Origin of the sequence: Wolbachia endosymbiont of Frankliniella intonsa, from assembly GCF_029856955.1 — a bacterium.
Lineage (GTDB): Bacteria > Pseudomonadota > Alphaproteobacteria > Rickettsiales > Anaplasmataceae > Wolbachia.
In genome coordinates this window covers 1197653-1216327 of the sequence record NZ_CP097148.1, presented here as the reverse complement: position 1 = coordinate 1216327, position 18675 = coordinate 1197653, and the positions used below count along the sequence as shown (strand labels likewise).

The 18675-nt window shown below is 33.7% G+C and carries 17 protein-coding genes, 1 tRNA gene and 8 pseudogenes; 14 read left to right on the top strand and 12 right to left on the bottom strand.

Annotated features, from left to right (window positions below):
- Window positions 1-32: 32 nt before the first annotated feature.
- The 3 genes and pseudogenes from M3L71_RS06810 to M3L71_RS06800 all read right to left on the bottom strand — a co-directional run.
- Window positions 33-1502: pseudogene (locus M3L71_RS06810) on the bottom strand (hypothetical protein); the annotation flags it as partial.
- A complete protein-coding gene (locus M3L71_RS08485) occupies window positions 1493-1732 on the bottom strand; it encodes a transposase (protein ID WP_410543496.1) in 240 nt (79 codons plus the stop codon). The pseudogene M3L71_RS06810 and the gene M3L71_RS08485, both read right to left, overlap by 10 nt.
- Window positions 1733-1757: 25 nt before the next feature.
- The gene (locus M3L71_RS06800) at window positions 1758-1880 is read right to left on the bottom strand and encodes a hypothetical protein (protein WP_280143383.1); all 123 of its coding nucleotides are present in this window, start codon (window positions 1878-1880) and stop codon (window positions 1758-1760) included.
- Between M3L71_RS06800 and M3L71_RS06795 the strand changes: the two are divergent.
- Window positions 1874-2876, top strand: a pseudogene (locus M3L71_RS06795) (IS630 family transposase). The gene M3L71_RS06800 and the pseudogene M3L71_RS06795 sit on opposite strands and share 7 nt — an antisense overlap.
- Window positions 2877-3124: 248 nt before the next feature.
- Here the strand turns inward: M3L71_RS06795 and M3L71_RS06790 are convergent.
- Together M3L71_RS06790 and M3L71_RS06785 are read right to left on the bottom strand one after the other, a co-directional pair.
- Window positions 3125-3472, bottom strand: coding sequence for a transposase (locus tag M3L71_RS06790; RefSeq protein WP_264336399.1), 348 nt, complete (start codon window positions 3470-3472; stop codon window positions 3125-3127).
- Complete coding sequence (locus M3L71_RS06785; RefSeq protein ID WP_280143465.1) at window positions 3462-3938, bottom strand: hypothetical protein; 477 nt, start codon at window positions 3936-3938, stop codon at window positions 3462-3464. Before M3L71_RS06785 ends, M3L71_RS06790 begins: the two co-directional genes overlap by 11 nt.
- 129 nt (window positions 3939-4067) lie before the next feature.
- Here M3L71_RS06785 and M3L71_RS06780 point away from each other — a divergent pair, with 129 nt between their 5' ends.
- Window positions 4068-5393, top strand: coding sequence for a phosphomannomutase/phosphoglucomutase (locus tag M3L71_RS06780; RefSeq protein ID WP_280143464.1), 1326 nt, complete (start codon window positions 4068-4070; stop codon window positions 5391-5393).
- 148 nt (window positions 5394-5541) lie between these two features.
- Here the strand turns inward: M3L71_RS06780 and M3L71_RS06775 are convergent, their stop codons facing one another.
- From M3L71_RS06775 to M3L71_RS06765, 3 genes and pseudogenes are all read right to left on the bottom strand, one after another.
- On the bottom strand, window positions 5542-6129 hold the full coding sequence (locus tag M3L71_RS06775) for a CvpA family protein (protein ID WP_280143463.1): 588 nt from the start codon (window positions 6127-6129) through the stop codon (window positions 5542-5544).
- A 57-nt stretch (window positions 6130-6186) separates the two neighbouring features.
- Window positions 6187-6783 carry a riboflavin synthase gene (locus M3L71_RS06770; RefSeq protein ID WP_254229936.1) on the bottom strand — a complete coding sequence of 199 codons (597 nt, stop codon included), beginning with the start codon at window positions 6781-6783 and terminating at the stop codon, window positions 6187-6189.
- A 183-nt stretch (window positions 6784-6966) separates the two neighbouring features.
- Window positions 6967-7968 (bottom strand): annotated as a pseudogene (locus M3L71_RS06765) (IS630 family transposase).
- Window positions 7969-8046: 78 nt separating this feature from the next.
- Between M3L71_RS06765 and M3L71_RS06760 the strand changes: the two are divergent.
- Window positions 8047-8703 (top strand): annotated as a pseudogene (locus tag M3L71_RS06760) (IS630 family transposase); the annotation flags it as partial.
- Window positions 8704-8716: 13 nt separating this feature from the next.
- Here M3L71_RS06760 and M3L71_RS06755 read toward each other — a convergent pair.
- The 4 genes and pseudogenes from M3L71_RS06755 to M3L71_RS06740 form a co-directional block, all read right to left on the bottom strand.
- A pseudogene (locus tag M3L71_RS06755) lies at window positions 8717-9297 on the bottom strand (hypothetical protein); the annotation flags it as partial.
- A complete protein-coding gene (locus tag M3L71_RS06750) occupies window positions 9291-9791 on the bottom strand; it encodes an IS630 family transposase (protein WP_280144170.1) in 501 nt (166 codons plus the stop codon). The pseudogene M3L71_RS06755 and the gene M3L71_RS06750, both read right to left, overlap by 7 nt.
- Before the next feature lie 28 nt (window positions 9792-9819).
- Window positions 9820-10167: a transposase gene (locus M3L71_RS06745; RefSeq protein WP_264336399.1), complete on the bottom strand. Its 348-nt coding sequence runs from the start codon at window positions 10165-10167 to the stop codon at window positions 9820-9822.
- Between the two features lie 51 nt (window positions 10168-10218).
- Window positions 10219-10401 (bottom strand): annotated as a pseudogene (locus tag M3L71_RS06740) (hypothetical protein); the annotation flags it as partial.
- Between the two features lie 661 nt (window positions 10402-11062).
- Between M3L71_RS06740 and pheS the strand changes: the two are divergent.
- The 11 genes and pseudogenes from pheS to M3L71_RS06685 all read left to right on the top strand — a co-directional run bounded on the left by pheS (window position 11063) and on the right by M3L71_RS06685 (window position 18623).
- On the top strand, window positions 11063-12106 hold the full coding sequence (gene pheS / locus M3L71_RS06735) for a phenylalanine--tRNA ligase subunit alpha (protein WP_280143462.1): 1044 nt from the start codon (window positions 11063-11065) through the stop codon (window positions 12104-12106).
- Window positions 12107-13342, top strand: a complete 1236-nt coding sequence (locus M3L71_RS06730; RefSeq protein ID WP_349292697.1) for an NTP transferase domain-containing protein — start codon at window positions 12107-12109, stop codon at window positions 13340-13342.
- Between the two features lie 62 nt (window positions 13343-13404).
- Window positions 13405-13941 (top strand): P44/Msp2 family outer membrane protein, encoded by a 537-nt coding sequence (locus M3L71_RS06725; protein ID WP_280143460.1) that lies wholly within the window; start codon window positions 13405-13407, stop codon window positions 13939-13941.
- 235 nt (window positions 13942-14176) lie between these two features.
- Complete coding sequence (locus M3L71_RS06720) at window positions 14177-14647, top strand: porin family protein (RefSeq protein WP_280143459.1); 471 nt, start codon at window positions 14177-14179, stop codon at window positions 14645-14647.
- Window positions 14648-14881: 234 nt separating this feature from the next.
- A pseudogene (locus tag M3L71_RS06715) lies at window positions 14882-15354 on the top strand (P44/Msp2 family outer membrane protein).
- Between the two features lie 218 nt (window positions 15355-15572).
- The gene (gene rplU / locus M3L71_RS06710; RefSeq protein ID WP_280143458.1) at window positions 15573-15875 is read left to right on the top strand and encodes a 50S ribosomal protein L21; all 303 of its coding nucleotides are present in this window, start codon (window positions 15573-15575) and stop codon (window positions 15873-15875) included.
- 10 nt (window positions 15876-15885) lie between these two features.
- A complete protein-coding gene (gene rpmA, locus M3L71_RS06705; RefSeq protein WP_280143457.1) occupies window positions 15886-16155 on the top strand; it encodes a 50S ribosomal protein L27 in 270 nt (89 codons plus the stop codon).
- A gap of 8 nt (window positions 16156-16163) precedes the next feature.
- A tRNA-Ile gene (locus M3L71_RS06700) sits at window positions 16164-16240 on the top strand.
- Between the two features lie 39 nt (window positions 16241-16279).
- Complete coding sequence (gene metK, locus M3L71_RS06695; RefSeq protein WP_280143456.1) at window positions 16280-17455, top strand: methionine adenosyltransferase; 1176 nt, start codon at window positions 16280-16282, stop codon at window positions 17453-17455.
- 102 nt (window positions 17456-17557) lie between these two features.
- Window positions 17558-18224 (top strand): annotated as a pseudogene (locus M3L71_RS06690) (TenA family protein).
- Window positions 18225-18263: 39 nt separating this feature from the next.
- Window positions 18264-18623, top strand: a complete 360-nt coding sequence (locus M3L71_RS06685) for a thiaminase II/PqqC family protein (RefSeq protein ID WP_280143454.1) — start codon at window positions 18264-18266, stop codon at window positions 18621-18623.
- The last annotated feature ends 52 nt before the right edge of the window (window positions 18624-18675 follow it).

Here is an 18675-nt window from a genome sequence, read left to right as displayed (position 1 = left end):
TTTTAAAAATCGGATCACTTTAAAAAAATGGTCTAGACAAATGGGTGCACTATAGATGATGTATTAACACCTGCATTTGTACCTTGGTCTTGTGTTTTAGGAACTGTAGTTTCGTGATCACTTGCCTGGATTCCTCTACTTTCATATTCAACTTCAGTTTGAGTTGAAGTAGCTACTTTCGCATTTACTTCACTCATCTCATCTGCAAGTGATTTCCCAGATTTAAGTTGTCGAATTTTCCTCTCTAAATCTTCATTTTTTCTTTGTAGTTCATTGAATTCTTGAGACAATTGTTTCATCTCTTTAGCCAATGCATTGTTTTTCCCTTTTTCTTCCGTCAATTCTTCTACCAACTGCTTTTCGTGATTATCCTTTAAACCTTCTAACAATGTTTTCTTTAGATCGTTTTCCAAATTTGCATTCTTTTTTTCTAGCACACTTAACTTAGCTTCACTTTGCTCTAATTTTTCCTGCTGCTCTTCATTTATTCTATTTATTGACTGAATCTCACTTTTTTTATCGTTCAATTGACTCATTAAATGTGTTATTCTAGCGTTTTCATCTTTTTCACTTTGTTTTAGTGCGTTTACCTCTAGTTCTAATTGCTTAATGTCTTGATCCTTTTCAGCTAACTCTTTTTCCTTTCTTTTCAATTCATCTTTAAATCTTGTGAATTCTTTTTCCAGATCTTGCTTTCCCTCATTTAGTGTTCTTATTCCTGTACCACCTTCCTTTTCTATCTTTTGATTAAGCTCTTCTGATTTTTTGAGTTTCTCTGTAAGTGACTTAATAGAAGCATCTTGTTCCTCGATTTTTTGATCTCTTTCACGCATTGCTTCCTGTTGTTCGTTAATTTCATTTCTCAGGTAATCACGTTCCGAGATTAGATCATCACGCTGCTTTGCCTGCTTTGCAAAATATTGAGCAAGCGTTTCTTTTTCTTCTTTTAACTCCTCAATTCCATCTATAATTTCATCCACTCTATTTTCTGATCCTTCTTGTTCGTACTCTTTCTCGTCATCAGACATGCTATTCTCAAGCATTTCATCTTCTTCGTCACTAAATTCACTAACGCCAGAGAAAGAACTTCTACGCGAATCAGGAGAAGAATATCCACTACTACTTGGTATAGGTGACTGTGGTGGATCTTTTGTAAATATTTCCTCTGCCAGCGTTTGCTGCTCGTTCACACTTTTGCCCATGTCAGTAAAAGTTTGATGCAGAGTTTTTCCGTTGATAAAAACTTCTGTGTTTTGTTCTACTAATTCTAATATTTTCTTTTTTGTTTCTTCTGATTCTAAATCTTTGAAAATTAAATCACCAAATTTTGGTGCATCAATCACTTTTTTTATGCCCTTAGAATTTACTTCCACAGTCATGCTACAATCTACGCTATTGCCTTTAGAATCCTTAGCCTGCCAGTTGATGGTCATCTTACATGAGCTTGGACCAGCAAAATCATAGTGCCTTTCGCTGCCTTTTTTGGTTGCAGTTATTTGACTATAGTATTTTCTAAAATGAATGGATAAATTTCCATTATGGTATTACCAACCAAAAGTTGTAAGTCTGTACATTTATACATTAGAGGTCTGAGGCGGCTTTTGATGGTATGCCAACAGTGTTCTATGGGATTCAAATCTGGTGAATATGTTGGAAGATACAGCACATGAAAGCCAAAAGACTCTATTAATGATTTTGTTTTAGTGGTCTTATGAAATGTAGCATTATCCATAACCATGGTTGTGCCAAGTGGCAATTTAGGTAATAACATCTTCTCCAACAATATATTGATACCAATTCCCGCTATAGAAAGAACAGATAGAGAATAATGGGGAAAAAGTCATACTAGAGTAAGTGAAATAGCGAGGTATAAATGGCATTAAGGTCAAAACTATTAGACGAAAGAGTTGTAAATTTAGCGAAAGAAATGTTAAAAAAGGTAAGAAATAACGCATATGTTTCAAAAAAGTTACAAGCGGTGATAGCAGGAAAAGAAAGTAGTATAAGCGCTGTGGCAAGAATATGTAAAATTTCAAGGACTGCTTTGACTGAATGGATAAAGCATCTAAAATTTGGTAGAGTAGAAAAATTATTTGCCCTGTTTCAGCGGAGAAGAAAAAGCAAATTAAACAAAAATCAACGTGAGCAAATTGAAATATGGGTAGAAAGAAATCCAAATATTACTATTAAGGAAGTACAAAGAAAAATCTCAGAGGAATTTGCCTAAACATCAGCAAATCAACAGTGCACCGTGAGATACAAAGGATGAAATTTTCTTACATAACACCGAGGCCAATGCACCATAAACAAGATAAAAACAAGCAAGAAGAGTTTAAAAGATACTTCAATAAAATAGTCAATTTCCACCCTAAAAGGGAGGTGTTTTTTTGATGAATCACGATTTGGGACTCATTCAAAAATCGGACACGGATGGTTTAAAAGGGGTCAGAACGCAGGTTAAAATGAAAATTGGTAGACAAAATTTCTATATCTAAAGTGCGGTAAATCCAAGAAGTGGTAAGAAAATTAGCCTACTTGCTCCATATGTAAACACTGATTGTATGAATATATTTCTGGAGCAGATGTCGAAAGATTTAGGCACGAAAGAAGCCTTTCTTGTAATGGATTGTGCAAGTTGGCATAGATCAAAAAGTTTGAAAATTCAGGAAAACATTACCATCATATACTTGCCTCCTTATTCACCGGAACTGAATCCTGTTGAAAGGTTGTGGCAATATATCAAATACAATACTTTACGCAATAGTATCTACGATACCATAGGTTTACTTGAAGATGTTTTGTGTAATTTTATTGTCAATATTTCCAGTACTACTATTAAACGAGTTTGTAATGTTTCTTATTTGTTCCGTCAGTAATGGATTTTGGTATGAATACCTCTTTTTCACACCCACCTTTGAAAGTCATTGGTGCAATAAATCTCATTCCAATCCACCCGGCTACTATACTGATTCTCTCTCGAGTTCTCCCTGGAATATCTGCATAAATTTTCTTTCCTCTTGGAGCACGTCCATATTCTCGGTATAACTTATTATCAACTCCTGCTTCATCTATATATAAGATGCTGGAATGTTCTATTTTTGAGATTTTATCAATAAATTGCTGCCTATCTTCTTGATTGCGCTCTTGATATAGTGTGACTTTTTTTTAAAGTAATTTTTAGCTGTTTTAGTCTATACCAAATTGAATTTATTCCAAATCCAAGATTTTGTTTCATCTCTGCCAGAGTATGATCTGGATTCTTTGTAACATATTCTTCGAGTATTTTTGGGTCTATTTTTCGAATAAAGCTACCGTTTTTAGATGGCTTTAAGCTTTCACCAGCAGCTTTCTTTTTTAACCAGCGGTACAGAGTTGCTATTCCTATCTCCATGAGCTCTGCTATCTCAACCTTTGTCTTCCCTTTTTCTATCATCAATACTGCCTTTTCCCTTAAATCCACACTATATGCCATTATAACTCAAATACTTTGTTATACCTTTATCATTTGCTTTGGGAAATACTATATCTTTCTCCAAAGATAGGTTATAAACCTTACCTTCGTCGCTGGCTCTTAAAAGGGCGCTAATCTCTATTGGTTTTTCTTTATTTTCAAACCTAATTTGAAAGTCATTATCTTTTGTTGTATATACTAAGAAATTTTCACCTGGTAGAGATTCTTCAAATTTTTTATGTGTTGCAGTTATTGATTGCTCAAACTTTTGAAACTCATTTTCCCACTTTAAATTTATCTGTTCTTTAATTTCCTTATCTTTGCGTAAAGGGCCAATAAAATACCAAATTAAGTTTTTTTCCTCTAATTTTTTTATAAAATCCTGAAAATTGTTGCAAGGTTCAATGAAACTTAAAATATCATTTTTCTTTTGCTCATCTACATCTAAATCTTGATTTTCAGCTATAAATAAGTTTTCTTTTGGCATAATTTCTATTTTTAGAGAACTGTGTTATAATATTAGCATATTTTCTTAAAAAATCAACTAATCTTATAGTTAAATAAACTTGAGTATTTGGCGGGAATGTTATATATTAACCACTACAAGAAGTGCAGTATGGACAATACTATTATAAGAAAATACGATATTAGAGGTGTGGTAGGCAGAGACCTGCAGATCAGTGATGGGTATGAAATAGGCAGAAAATTTGGTCAAACTGCAGCTAACGTTTGTGTAGGCTATGACAGCAGGATAGATTCACCAAGTATAGAAAAAGAATTAATCATAGGCTTAATTTTATCCGGTGCAAATGTTATACGCGTTGGGCTCTGTTCTTCACCTATGCTCTACGCTGCAACAATGCAGGTAGATCTTGGGATTATGATCACTGCTTCTCATAACCCCAGAGAATATAACGGCTTTAAATTTTTCAGTAGTAAAAAAGTTTACTCAGATCAAGAAATGAAGGAAATTATAGGCAGTACAATTAAAAACAGCACGAAAATTGGAAGCTTAATTAACACGAATACATATAGTGAATACATTCACATATTAAAAAATGCACTAAAAAATAATACTACACGCAAGCTAAAGATAGCCTGGGATTTTGGCAATAGTCCAACAATTGTAAGGTATATTGAAAAAGTTTTACCAAGTCATATACACATCATAACCAATAACTCTATAGATGGGACGTTTCCACTGCATGACCCAGATCCCATAGAAGAAAAAAATCTTGCTCAGTTAATCAGTATTGTCAAGAAAGATAAATGTGATCTTGGTATTGCACTTGATGGTGATGGTGATAGGGTACGCTTGATTGATAATAAAGGTAATGTTGTTTCCAATGATCACTTGTTTATGATTTTTTCACGTGAAGTATTGGCGGAATACCCAAAAAGCAAAGTTATTGCCAACGTAAAAATGAGTATGAAAGTGCATGATTTCGTTAGCAAATTAGGAGGGCAAATAATTACCTGTGCCACTGGACACTCACTGGTTAAGAAAAAGATGGTAGAAGAAGGGGCCAAGTTTGCCGGTGAACTCAGTGGGCATTTTTTCTTTTCTGAGCTGGGTTTTGATGATGGAATATATTCTGCTATTAAAGCCATTGACATTTTACTTAAGAAAAACCAAAGCCTATCTGAGGTGATTGAAGATTTACCAAAGTTATATATCACTCATGAAGTGAAAATTGTGGTGAAGGATGAGAAAAAATTTCAAATAATTGAATCAATCAAGGAGACACTAAAGCAGCAAAACATTGTATTTTCAGAGCTTGATGGAATTAAGGTAACTGATGATAAAGGTTGGTGGCTTCTTAGAGTATCAAATACGCAAAACTGCATAACAGCAAGATGTGAAGGAAATACCTTAGAAAATTTTGAACTCACTAAAAAAGTTTTGTTTTATTACATTGATGCACTAAAATTATACATTTAAATTTTTTTGATGATTTACTTATTCGTCAATGTTTGCAGTTTTGTTTGATTAGTAATGGGAATTGGTATGATCTATGGCGCACTGCTGTGGCGCTAACAAGTAGCAGAATAACACTGTCTAATCTAGTTTAGCTATAGAAAATGAACACTCACTTTTCTTTATTGTTTTGAGGTTTTTCTTGATCAACCATTTCCTCACCAATCTCTTTTATTTTTAGTATCAATGACTCTGGTACATACATGTTAATTACTTCTTCTGTTGTCACAAATAAAGCCTGATAAGAGTGTGAATTTATTATCCAATTGGGCAATATGTCTTCTGCGTCTATTTTATACTCTCCCTCTTTTTTATCATATACTGCGTGGCAATATAAGTGCACAGCAAAAAATAGTACATAAGAAAGCAATATTCCTCTGAGTGCTCCGACAAAGATTCCAGTAACTCTATCCATTAATCCCAACCTTATAGGTGATAATATGTACATTAGCCAGTTATTCATTGTCATGAATGTAAGATTAAGTATGATAAATACAGAGATTGTAGAAAGTATGTTTTGTGTAACTTTAGAGTCAAAATACTTACTATAATTTATAATAAAAAAATCATAGTAACTAGCTGTCAAAAAGACTGATAAGAGCAAGAACATTAATGCACATAGCTCTTTTATAAAACCTCTAGTTATCGATATTATTACACACAAGACAATAATAAAGATAATTAGGCTATCGAAAAACATATTTTTTATCTATATGATTTTCAAGATATAATAGTTGTAAATAACAAAGTTGTAAAATTAATTGTGTTGATATTTTATCAGCTGGTCTAAGTACCGAGCAATCATATCAACTTCTAAATTTAGGTAATTACCTGTTTTGTTATATTGAAAAGTTGTATTTTTCCATGTGTAGGGAATAATGTTCACAGTGAATTCTTGGTTGATAACTAAATTGACCGTAAGGGAAACCCCATCTAGCGTTACAGAACCTTTTTTTGCAATAAATTTAATTAATTCTTGTGGGCATGATAGTCTGATTTCATGAGATTCTAAATTTTGATTGATTGTTAAAATTTCTGCCGTGTCATCCACATGACCCTGAACCAAGTGGCCGTCAATTCTGTCACTCAGTTTCATTGCTTGTTCTAGGTTTATTTTTTTCCCTGTTTTCCACGTATTTAAGTTAGAAACCTTCATGGTTTCTTGAGATACTTGAACTGTGAATACATTGCTCATTATGTTGACAACAGTTAAACACACTCCGGAGCAGGATATTGAATCTCCTTTGTTTATAGAGGATAAATTTTGCGTCTCAATATGGAAGATTTGATCAGAGTTAGGGTGGATAGTGATATCAGTTATAGTGCCAATATCTTTGATAATTCCTTTAAACATGCAATAAAATAAATAATTATATCACAAAAGATCTTATTTGTTAGGTGCGCAAAGGAAGATCTTTTTTACTTATCTTCTCAATAGATTCTACAGAATATTCAGAATATAGAAAGTAAGCTAGGCTTAAAACGCACAGTGTAATTAATATTGGTAACCCTATGTTTAATGTTATACCAAAATCCATTACTGACGGAACAAATAAGAAACATTACAAACTCGTTTAATAGTAGTACTGGAAATATTGACAATAAAATTACACAAAACATCTTCAAGTAAACCTATGGTATCGTAGATACTATTGCGTAAAGTATTGTATTTGATATATTGCCACAACCTTTCAACAGGATTCAGTTCCGGTGAATAAGGAGGCAAGTATATGATGGTAATGTTTTCCTGAATTTTCAAACTTTTTGATCTATGCCAACTTGCACAATCCATTACAAGAAAGGCTTCTTTCGTGCCTAAATCTTTCGACATCTGCTCCAGAAATATATTCATACAATCAGTGTTTACATATGGAGCAAGTAGGCTAATTTTCTTACCACTTCTTGGATTTACCGCACTTTAGATATAGAAATTTTGTCTACCAATTTTCATTTTAACCTGCGTTCTGACCCCTTTTAAACCATCCGTGTCCGATTTTTGAATGAGTCCCAAATCGTGATTCATCAAAAACACCTCCCTTTTAGGGTGGAAATTGACTATTTTATTGAAGTATCTTTTAAACTCTTCTTGCTTGTTTTTATCTTGTTTATGGTGCATTGGCCTCGGTGTTATGTAAGAAAATTTCATCCTTTGTATCTCACGGTGCACTGTTGATTTGCTGATGTTTAGGGCAAATTCCTCTGAGATTTTTATTTGTACTTCCTTAATAGTAATATTTGGATTTCTTTCTACCCATATTTCAATTTGCTCACGTTGATTTTTGTTTAATTTGCTTTTTCTTCTCCGCTGAAACGGGGCAAATAATTTTTCTACTCTACCAAATTTTAGATGCTTTATCCATTCAGTCAAAGCAGTCCTTGAAATTTTACATATTCTTGCCACAGCGCTTATACTACTTTCTTTTCCTGCTATCACCGCTTGTAACTTTTTTGAAACATATGCGTTATTTCTTACCTTTTTTAACATTTCTTTCGCTAAATTTACAACTCTTTCGTCTAATAGTTTTGACCTTAATGCCATTTATACCTCGCTATTTCACTTACTCTAGTATGACTTTTTCCCCATTATTCTCTATCTGTTCTTTCTATAGCGGGAATTGGTATAAACATCAGCAAATCAACAGTGCACCGTGAGATACAAAGGATGAAATTTTCTTACATAACACCGAGGCCAATGCACCATAAACAAGATAAAAACAAGCAAGAAGAGTTTAAAAGATACTTCAATAAAATAGTCAATTTCCACCCTAAAAGGGAGGTGTTTTTTTTGATGAATCACGATTTGGGACTCATTCAAAAATCGGACACGGATGGTTTAAAAGGGGTCAGAACGCAGGTTAAAATGAAAATTGGTAGACAAAATTTCTATATCTAAAGTGCGGTAAATCCAAGAAGTGGTAAGAAAATTAGCCTACTTGCTCCATATGTAAACACTGATTGTATGAATATATTTCTGGAGCAGATGTCGAAAGATTTAGGCACGAAAGAAGCCTTTCTTGTAATGGATTGTGCAAGTTGGCATAGATCAAAAAGTTTGAAAATTCAGGAAAACATTACCATCATATACTTGCCTCCTTATTCACCGGAACTGAATCCTGTTGAAAGGTTGTGGCAATATATCAAATACAATACTTTACGCAATAGTATCTACGATACCATAGGTTTACTTGAAGATGTTTTGTGTAATTTTATTGTCAATATTTCCAGTACTACTATTAAACGAGTTTGTAATGTTTCTTATTTGTTCCGTCAGTAATGGATTTTGGTATTAGACCGATACTTTCCCTTTTTTCTGTTGGCACCAATTCCTTTAAAATTGACACTTTTCCCAGCGGCAAGTGCCATAGGCAGAGTGCTGATATAGAAGCTGCTACTAAAAATAGACAAAAATAAGTCTCTTTCGAAGAAAACATAGCTTTTAATGGTGATTTGAGCCTAATATTAGTAGGCAATCGAGTTTTAGCTTCATTTGTTTTGGTAAATGGTCTACAGCTTTGCTTGGTAAAATTTCATGAGAAACATTTTTAGGCTGTGGAGAAGGTTGGCCTGAAACTAATTTAATCAACTGCTCTTTTTTTCTATATACTTGCTTGTGTAAATACTCTTTTGGAAAAGAAGATTTGCCGGCTGTTTGTGTTATCTTCAGCATTTCTAATGCTTCTGATATCTCATCTGGTTCTAATACTTCATGTAGTTGTTTATCTTGGAAATAAATAATATTAAACATTGAGTCGAAAATATTGTGAAATATTTCTGGATCTTGATTTTTATATTCACTTACTACTTCTACGAATATTTCATCGAGTTTTTTTCCCTTGTGCTTAGCTACATTATCTATCATAGCTACTCTATAGTATTTTCTAAAATGAATGGATAAATTTCCATTATGGTATTACCAACCAAAAGTTGTAAGTCTGTACATTTATACATTAGAGGTCTGAGGCGGCTTTTGATGGTATGCCAACAGTGTTCTATGGGATTCAAATCTGGTGAATATGTTGGAAGATACAGCACATGAAAGCCAAAAGACTCTATTAATGATTTTGTTTTAGTGGTCTTATGAAATGTAGCATTATCCATAACTATGGTTGTGCCAAGTGGCAATTTAGGTAATAACATCTTCTCCAACAATATATTGAATACCTCTTTTTCACACCCACCTTTGAAAGTCATTGGTGCAATAAATCTCATTCCAATCCACCCGGCTACTATACTGATTCTCTCTCGAGTTCTCCCTGGAACATCTGCATAAATTTTCTTTCCTCTTGGAGCACGTCCATATTCTCGGTATAACTTATTATCAACTCCTGCTTCATCTATATATAAGATGCTGGAATGTTCTATTTTTGAGATTTTATCAATAAATTGCTGCCTATCTTCTTGATTGCGCTCTTGATATAGTGTGACTTTTTTTTAAAGTAATTTTTAGCTGTTTTAGTCTATACCAAATTGAATTTATTCCAAATCCAAGATTTTGTTTCATCTCTGCCAGAGTATGATCTGGATTCTTTGTAACATATTCTTCGAGTATTTTTGGGTCTATTTTTCGAATAAAGCTACCGTTTTTAGATGGCTTTAAGCTTTCACCAGCAGCTTTCTTTTTTAACCAGCGGTACAGAGTTGCTATTCCTATCTCCATGAGCTCTGCTATCTCAACCTTTGTCTTCCCTTTTTCTATCATCAATACTGCCTTTTCCCTTAAATCCACACTATATGCCATTATAACTCAAATACTTTGTTATACCTTTATCATTTGCTTTGGGAAATACTATAGCAGCTTGAGCTTAAATGAAAACTCTTGTGTATCACTTGTAATATTTTGTGAGCGAATGGTTCTAATCTCCAGTACTTCATTAGAAAATGCCTTACTTATTTTTTTAGATCTATCCTTAAAAAACTTAGGTAAATCCTCAATTTTGTATTTTTTCTTAGTTTCTATGTTACTACTATGCATGAGTAAATTTTTTAATGTAGAGTGAAATAAAAAACATAATTAGTCAATAAATTAATAATTATAGCACCCTTGCATAACAGCGGCGCGTTGGATTCAATAAGAGCAGAAGAAGTTACTTTACAAACCTCATCAGTTTCCTTATCATGACAATAAGAGTATTTATCCTTGTTTTTGATCTCTGCAGATTTAATAACAAAATTCAGTAAAAAACTCAGATATTTATTGGCAAATTACATAAAATTATAGCGGCTTTTTTATTTTTTCTACATTCAGCCAAAATCCGCTTAAAATAAGCGTTAGCACATTATTGCAACGCCAATTTACATTATAAAACTCACTACTGGGTGATTCTTTTGCCTTTTTTTCGCTTGATAAATTTTTTAATATTATGGATTAGTTAGGAGTCCTATAGAGATGTCATTCCAGCACTTGATGCTGGAATCCATACTTTCTGCAATCTCATCGAAAACGTTGTACCACTTTCTATGCTAGTTTGCTTGTGAGTAACTTGGATCCCAGTGTCTGGGCACTGGGATGACACCACAGAGAGCACTGGAATGACAAGAAGGAGAGTGCTTGGATGACAACGTTTTATCAAAATAGTTTTATTGATGATATTAAAGATTGCACTATAATGAAAGTTTAAGCTAGCGTTTTTAAGGTGAATAAAGAGCTAATAAGTGAAATACCTTTACTTGAAGATAAGGCAGTTTCTGAGATTGAAAATGCTGCTTCTTTGCAAGATTTAGAAAAAGTTAGGTTGTCATACTTGGGGAGAAAGGGTGTAGTAAAAGCTTATTTCGATGACTTAAAGAATATAGATGATGCAGGAGAAAAACGCTACCTAGGTGCAGTGATTAATGTTTTACGCAATAAGATAGACCAGCTTATAACAAGCAAAGAAAATGAACTGAAAGATAAAGAAGTTAAGTTAAAACTGCAAAATGAAGCAGTTGATATCACACTGCCTGTCAGACCAGAAAGAATTGGCAAGATTCATCCACTGAGCAAAGTTATAAGTGAAGTAAAGCTCATTTTTGCACATATGGGCTTCAAAGCAGTTGATGGTCCTGATATTGAAGATGAATTTCACGTGTTTGATGCGCTAAATACTCCAAGTCATCATCCTGCGCGAGAGGAGCAAGATACCTTCTACTTAAAGAATAAAATAAACGATAAAAGAATGGTGCTGCGCACTCATACCTCATCTGTGCAGATTAGAACCATGAAAAAGACAAAAACTTTTCCAATTAAAATAGTAGCTGCAGGCAGGGTATACAGAAATGACTTTGATGCAACTCACACTCCTATGTTTCATCAGATAGAAGGGCTTTATGTTAATGAAAATGTCAATATGGGCCAATTAAAATTTACTATTCATCGCTTCCTTAGTAAATTTTTCGGAGATAAAGGTCTAAAAATACGCTTTCGTAATAGTTTTTTTCCTTTTACTGAGCCTTCTGCAGAAGTGGACATAAGTTATAAAGGTAGTAAATGGATTGAAGTGCTTGGATGCGGTATGGTGCACCCAAATGTCTTTAAAAATGTTGGCATAGATCATACTAAATACAGTGGTTTTGCTTTCGGTATTGGCATAGAAAGGCTAGCAATGCTGAAATATCAAATTAGTGATCTAAGGAGCTTTTACGACAATAGAGTTAGTTGGCTCAACCATTATGGTTTTCATTTTTCGTCTTTAAGATAAGTGACAAATAAATCTTATACATTTGTTGTACTTGCTGCTGGGCATGGTAAACGAATGAATTCAAGCTTGCCTAAGGTTCTGCACAAAATAGGTAATTTCTCCATGCTTGAGCACGTCATTTACAATGCAAAGCAGCTGAATCCTGAAAAAATAGTTATTGTAGTCGATTTGCCTTTAACTCAAAGGCTGAAATGCTTTGAGGGTATAAAACTAATTACACAAGAGTCAACGCTCGGTACAGGGGATGCAGTCAAAATTGCAATGAGAAACCTGAAAGAATTGTCAGATATAGTTGTTGTGCAGTATGGGGATACTCCACTAATAAAAAGCAGCACAATAACTAAAATGATAAGCTGCTTAGGAGAGAGTAATGCTTTAGTTTGTCTTGGGTTTAAAACTAATAATAAAGGATACGGTAGACTAATTATTGAGAATGGTTCCCTAAGAGAAATCGTAGAAGCACAAAATGGTAGAAATAATGATGAGGAATTTCTTGCTAATGCCGGAATAATGGTTGCACGTGAAAAGAATCTACGTGAATTGGTGGAGAAAATAGAGTCTAATAAACAAGCTCATGAATATTACTTGACCGATATCGTTTCCATTGCAGTAAAGAGTAATTTAAATGTCGGCTATGTTATTGCTGATGAGGAGGAGGCAACTGGCATAAATAATAGGAATGACCTTGCAACGGCCGAGTTTTACTTTCAAGAAGAAAAAAGAAAGTTTTTCACTAACTCTGGAGTAACGCTTGTTGCTCCAGAAACTGTTTTCTTCTCTCTTGATACGCAAATTGGTATGGATTCGATTGTTTACCCATACGTTTTTTTTGGTCCTGGAGTAAAAATAGGATCTGGTGTTAGGGTTGGTTCATTTGCCAAATGTGAAAATACAACAATAGGTGATGGTGCAATCATAGGTAATTTTGTTGAAACAAAAGCAAGTGATATAGGTATAAATACTAAGATAAAGCATTTAAGTTATATAGGAAATACTCAGGTAGGGCAGGGGAGTAACATAGGTGCAGGTACCGTTATTTGTAATTATGATGGGAAAAAGAAACATAAAACAAATATTGGAAGCAATTGTCTTATTGGTGCCAATAGTTCATTAATTGCACCGCTTAATGTGCATGATGACTCTGTCATTGCAGCAGGTAGCGTTATAGTGAAAGATGTGCCAAAGGGAAGTCTTGCAATTGCAAGAGAAAGGCAAGTAACTAAAAAAATAAAATAATTCCAATTTTTTTTTCTTGATGGTTATGCTTATATATGCATATGATGAGATCTTAGATAAAAATGAAAAAATTATTTACCTTGTTGGTTTGTTGTTCTCTTTCAGTACCATCTTTTGGAGTTGATTGGATTAAAGATAGAATTTATACTTCTTTGTCATATAGCCTACTTGGTGTTAATTATGACGTTGGTTTTCACTATACAGATAGCGTTAAAATTTCAGTTGGCTATGTAATCAAACCTACTCTTGATGAAGAATTTGGAGCAGTGGTGGGGCTTATGGCAAAGCTTCATTATCATCATAAATTTGAAAATACGGGTATTACTCCTTATATTACTGCTGGTGTTGGTGCTGTTATAGTGCGTACAATGAAGGCTAAACCTAATGTAGGTAGAGCTGATAGTATAGGTGAAAACATAAGTGCTCTACTTGGAGAGGCTTTCAAAGCTGTAGTCAATGATGAATTTTTTTCTTATCAAATAGGTTCTGGTATTAATCTTCCACTTTCTGAAAGAACAAGTGTTTTTGCTGTTTACAAATTGCAAAGGTTTCATAAAATTTTCCATGGAATTGAGCTAGGAGTGAGTTTTAATTTATAAACTCTGATTGAATATTTTTAGTAAAGGCTAGTGGGAAATTATATTGAAGTGAAAGTAAGTGATGTAGACTCAAATGATGATTGCAGCAGATAGTGAAAGATATGCCAATTTGCAATTGCAAGAGAAAGACAAATAACAAAAAAAATAAAATAATTCCAATTTTTTACTTGCAATTTATACTATTTTTAATATTTATATGCTTGTGTATGCATATATTAATCTTTGGAGGATAAAAATGAAAAAGTTACTTACTTTCTTGGCTTGCTGTTCTTTGTCAGCACCGTCTTTTGGAGTTGATTGGGTTAAAGATAGAACCTACACCTCTTCGTCGTATGGTATGCTTGGTATTAATTATGATCTTGGCTATCATTGTACAGATAGCATTAAAATTTCATTTGGTCCTGCAGTTAAACTTGTTATGAGTGAAGGGATTTTAGACGCGGGACTTATGACAAAGCTTCATTATCATTATAAATTTGAAAATACAGATATTACTCCTTATGTTACTTTTGGTGTAGGAGGAGTTGCTAAAATTCCTCTTTCAGAAAATCAAGGGCCAGACGTAGAAGAATTTTTTTCTTATCAAATAGGTTCTGGTATTAATCTTCCACTTTCTGAGAGAACAATTGTTTTTGCTGTCTACAAGCTGCAAAAGTTCCATGAACTTTCGCATGGGGTTGAATTTGGAATGAGTTTTAATTTGTAAGCTCCGATTGAATGTTTTTAGTGAAGTCTGGTTGGAATTTTTGTTGAAAAAAAGCAAGTGATATAGGCTAAAATGATGATTGCAGTAGGTAACAAAATGTGACAAACAGAAGTTTGGCAATTGCAAGAGAAAGGCAAGTAGCTAAGAAAGTGATTCCGATTTTATTATGTAAGTTATGTAATTTTTAACTTTTCTGTGAGTATATATGCGTATATTCATGGTTAGAGGGTGAAAATGAAAAAATTACTTACTTTAGTAGTCTGCTGTTCTCTGTCAGCACCGTCTTTTGGAGTTGATTGGATTAGAGATAGAATCTATACTTCGTCGTCATATGGCAATCTTGGTGTTAATTATGATCTTGGTTATCACTATACAGATAGTGTTAAAATTTCGGTTGGTTCTGTAGTTAAACCTATTCTCACTATTCTCAATAGTCAGTATAACCTTGCTGGACTAGAGTTGGGACTTATGGCAAAGCTTCATTATCATCATCAATTTGAAAGTGCGGATATTACTCCTTATATTACTTTTGGCACAGGAGGCATTATTGCAATATCTCAAAAACAAGAAGGATTTTTTCCTACCAGATAGGTGCTGGTATTAATCTTCCACTTTCTGAGAGAACGAATGTTTTCGCTGGCTATAAACTTCACAAGTTCAGTGATTTTTCTCATGGTTTTGAACTTGGAATGAGTTTTAATTTATAAGCTCCGATTGAATGTTTTTAGTGAAAGCTTGAGTTTTTATTAACGTCGTAAAGTTTTCATGAGACTAAGAGAATTTGAGAGTAGTCAAGTTTTAAAACTTGACTACTCTCCACGAGGAAAAGCAGATAAAGGTAGAAGTATTTCATGTTTTTATTTATATTGACAGTATGTGTGACATCATTTACGATTAGTGTTAATAACAATAATTGATATTTGTCATGTTTGCAGTAATCGAAACTGGTGGAAAGCAGTATTTAGTAAAAAAAGGCAGCATAATTAAAGTAGAAAGATTACAAGCTGAAGAAAAAGAGGAAGTGGAAATCAATAAAGTGATTCGTGTTTCAAGTAATGGCTTATCTTTTTCATCTAATGCTGTTGTTAAAGCTGAAGTACTGGAGCAGTGTAGAGATAAAAAAATTATAATCTTTAAGAAAAAGAGAAGAAAAAATTACCGTAGGAAAAATGGTCATAGGCAGTATATTACTGTTCTTCGTATCAATGAAATCAGTCTTCAAAAGTAAGAGGTAAGATATGGCAACTAAAAAATCAGGTGGTAGTTCCTGTAATGGTAGAGATTCGGCAGGGCGTCGGCTCGGGATAAAGAAGAATGGTGAGGTTATTCCAGGTAACATAATTGTACGTCAAAGAGGTACAAAATTTCATCCTGGAAAGAATGTTGGTATGGGTAAAGATCATACGATTTTTGCTAAAACGAAAGGCTGGGTGAGTTTTAGAAAATCATCAAATAAAAAGACGTTTATTGATGTTGTGCCTACAGATGATATGCAAGCCTTGGCTTGAATAGATACGGGTCTGTAGCTCAGGTGGTTAGAGCGCACGCCTGATAAGCGTGAGGTCGGAGGTTCAACTCTTCCCAGACCCACCATTTAAATTTGCAATAGTTTTGATATCGTGTAACTAAGCGATGGTTTTACATAAGAATTCAGTAACCAGTGAATCAGTAGCAGCCGGTCATCCAGACAAAGTAGCAGACCAGATTTCAGATGCAATACTTGACGAATACCTTTTTAATGACTCTTCCTCTCGTACTGCAATAGAGACTTTAGTTACTAAAGATAATGTTATTATAGCTGGGGAAGTATTTGGGCCGAACATTGAAAATAGCAAGATTGAAAGTATTGTACGTAATACAATAAAAGATATTGGTTATGAGCATGATGGTTTCCACTGGGAAACAGTGAAAGTAAATATATTACTACATGAACAATCAAATGACATTGCAATAGGTGTGGATCAAGGTGCTGGGGATCAGGGCATAATGTATGGCTATGCAACAATAGAGACAGAAAGCCTCATGCCAGCACCCATTTTTTATGCACACTCGATTCTGAGAAATATCATGAGTATGTTCAAAGAGGTAAAGTTTGGTCCGGATGCAAAATCGCAAATCACTTTGGCGTATGAGAATAACCTTCCAGTGCGTGCTGAAAGTATTGTTCTTTCAATACAGCATCTTGAGGATCTGAGTCAATCGAAAGTGAAGGAAATAATTTATCCTTACATAGCTTCATCTTTACCTGAAGGGTGGATGTGCCCTAAAGAAAATCTCTTAGTCAATCCAACAGGTAGATTTGTTATTGGTGGACCAGTTGGTGATTGTGGATTAACCGGACGAAAAATTATGGTTGATACTTATGGAGGCTATATTCCACACGGTGGAGGAGCGTTTTCTGGAAAAGATGCAACAAAAGTTGATAGATCCGCAGCTTATATGGCGAGATACCTTGCTAAAAATATTGTCTTTGCAGGTTTAGCTGAACGTTGTCTTGTGCAGCTTTCTTATGCAATTGGTGTCTCAAAACCTACTTCATTTTACATTGATACATTTGGCACGAATACAATAGATGAAGAGAGGATTAAAGGGTTTATTGAAGGTAACATAGATTTATCAACTAAAGGCATAATAAGACATTTATCACTTAATCGTCCTGTATATAAACGTACAGCCTGCTATGGGCATTTTGGTAAAAAGTTAGAAAGTGATGGTGGATTTTCTTGGGAAGGTGTGGACTTATCTACTGATTTTTGTGAAGAATTTAATATAGAAGAAAAAAAAGAGAGAATTTCTTCAAACTATTAAACTCTTTTATTTCTAGCTTGATACTGATATAATAACTTATTATTAAATTGCAAGTAACTTTTTAGTAATTATACCAGTTTTAATATTTATGAGGCTTACAAGATGTCCAACAAACCAAAAGAAGAATTTTACGATATTGCTGTAAGAGAGTCATCTAGCCTTATTGAAAAAATAATAAAACATCCTTTCAATGTTGAATTGATGAACAATACGCTAGATTATGAAAAGTTCAAATTTTATCTTCAGCAGGATTTTTTATATTTAGTGGACTGTACTCGTGCTTTATTGATCATTGCAGCTAAAGTTCATGACATTCAAATAATGAGCAGCTTAATAAATGTGGCAACAGGAACATTTGATGTTCGGAGGCAATATAAAGAACATTTTGGAGATTGTGATTTATCTGATAATCACAAAAAATCAAGAGCCTGTTCTGCCTTTACTGACTTTTTCATGCGCGCTGCATATCACAGTTCTGTTGCTGAAGCTTTATCAGCATCTTACCCTTGCTTTAACATATACCAAATCATTCTACATAATATGATGAGTGAGGTAACACCTGATGAGGTTAAAAATAGCAAGTACGAAGGATGGATCAATATTTACAATAGCAAAGCAATGAATGCTGCAATTGATGAGTTTACTAATGTTACGAATAAATTTTATAAGAAAGCTGGCGATTGTGAAAAAAAGAAGGATGCATGAGTTTTTTAAGAGAGGTTTAGAGCTAGAAATATTGTTTTGGGATGAGATGTATTCTCTAGCGTAGTCTGTAGTATTAACACTAAATTATATTCTAGTTTATGTGATGTTCAGTGGTATAATTAAGAGGTATTATGGGTCAAATCTTTTAAAGGATATTATTGAGCATCCTTTCAATGTTGAATTAGCAAATAATACTTTAAACATAGAAAACTTCAAATTTTATATACAACAAGATGCATTCTTTTTAGCTGATTATATTCGTACTGTTTTAATGATTGCATCAAAAATGGAGAGTTGTAACAACATTGTTCCATTTATTGAGGTGGCTAAAGGGGTAATAGAGATTATGAAAGTGTTATACAACCACTACTTTGCTGTGTATTCAATAAATCGTGGAGAAAAGTCGCTTGAGTGTTTCAATTTTACTAACTTTCTTTTGTCTACTTCATATAGCGATGTATAATGCACCCCATAAACTAGACAAAAAAATGGTTGATCCGAGTAGGAAGGTAAAG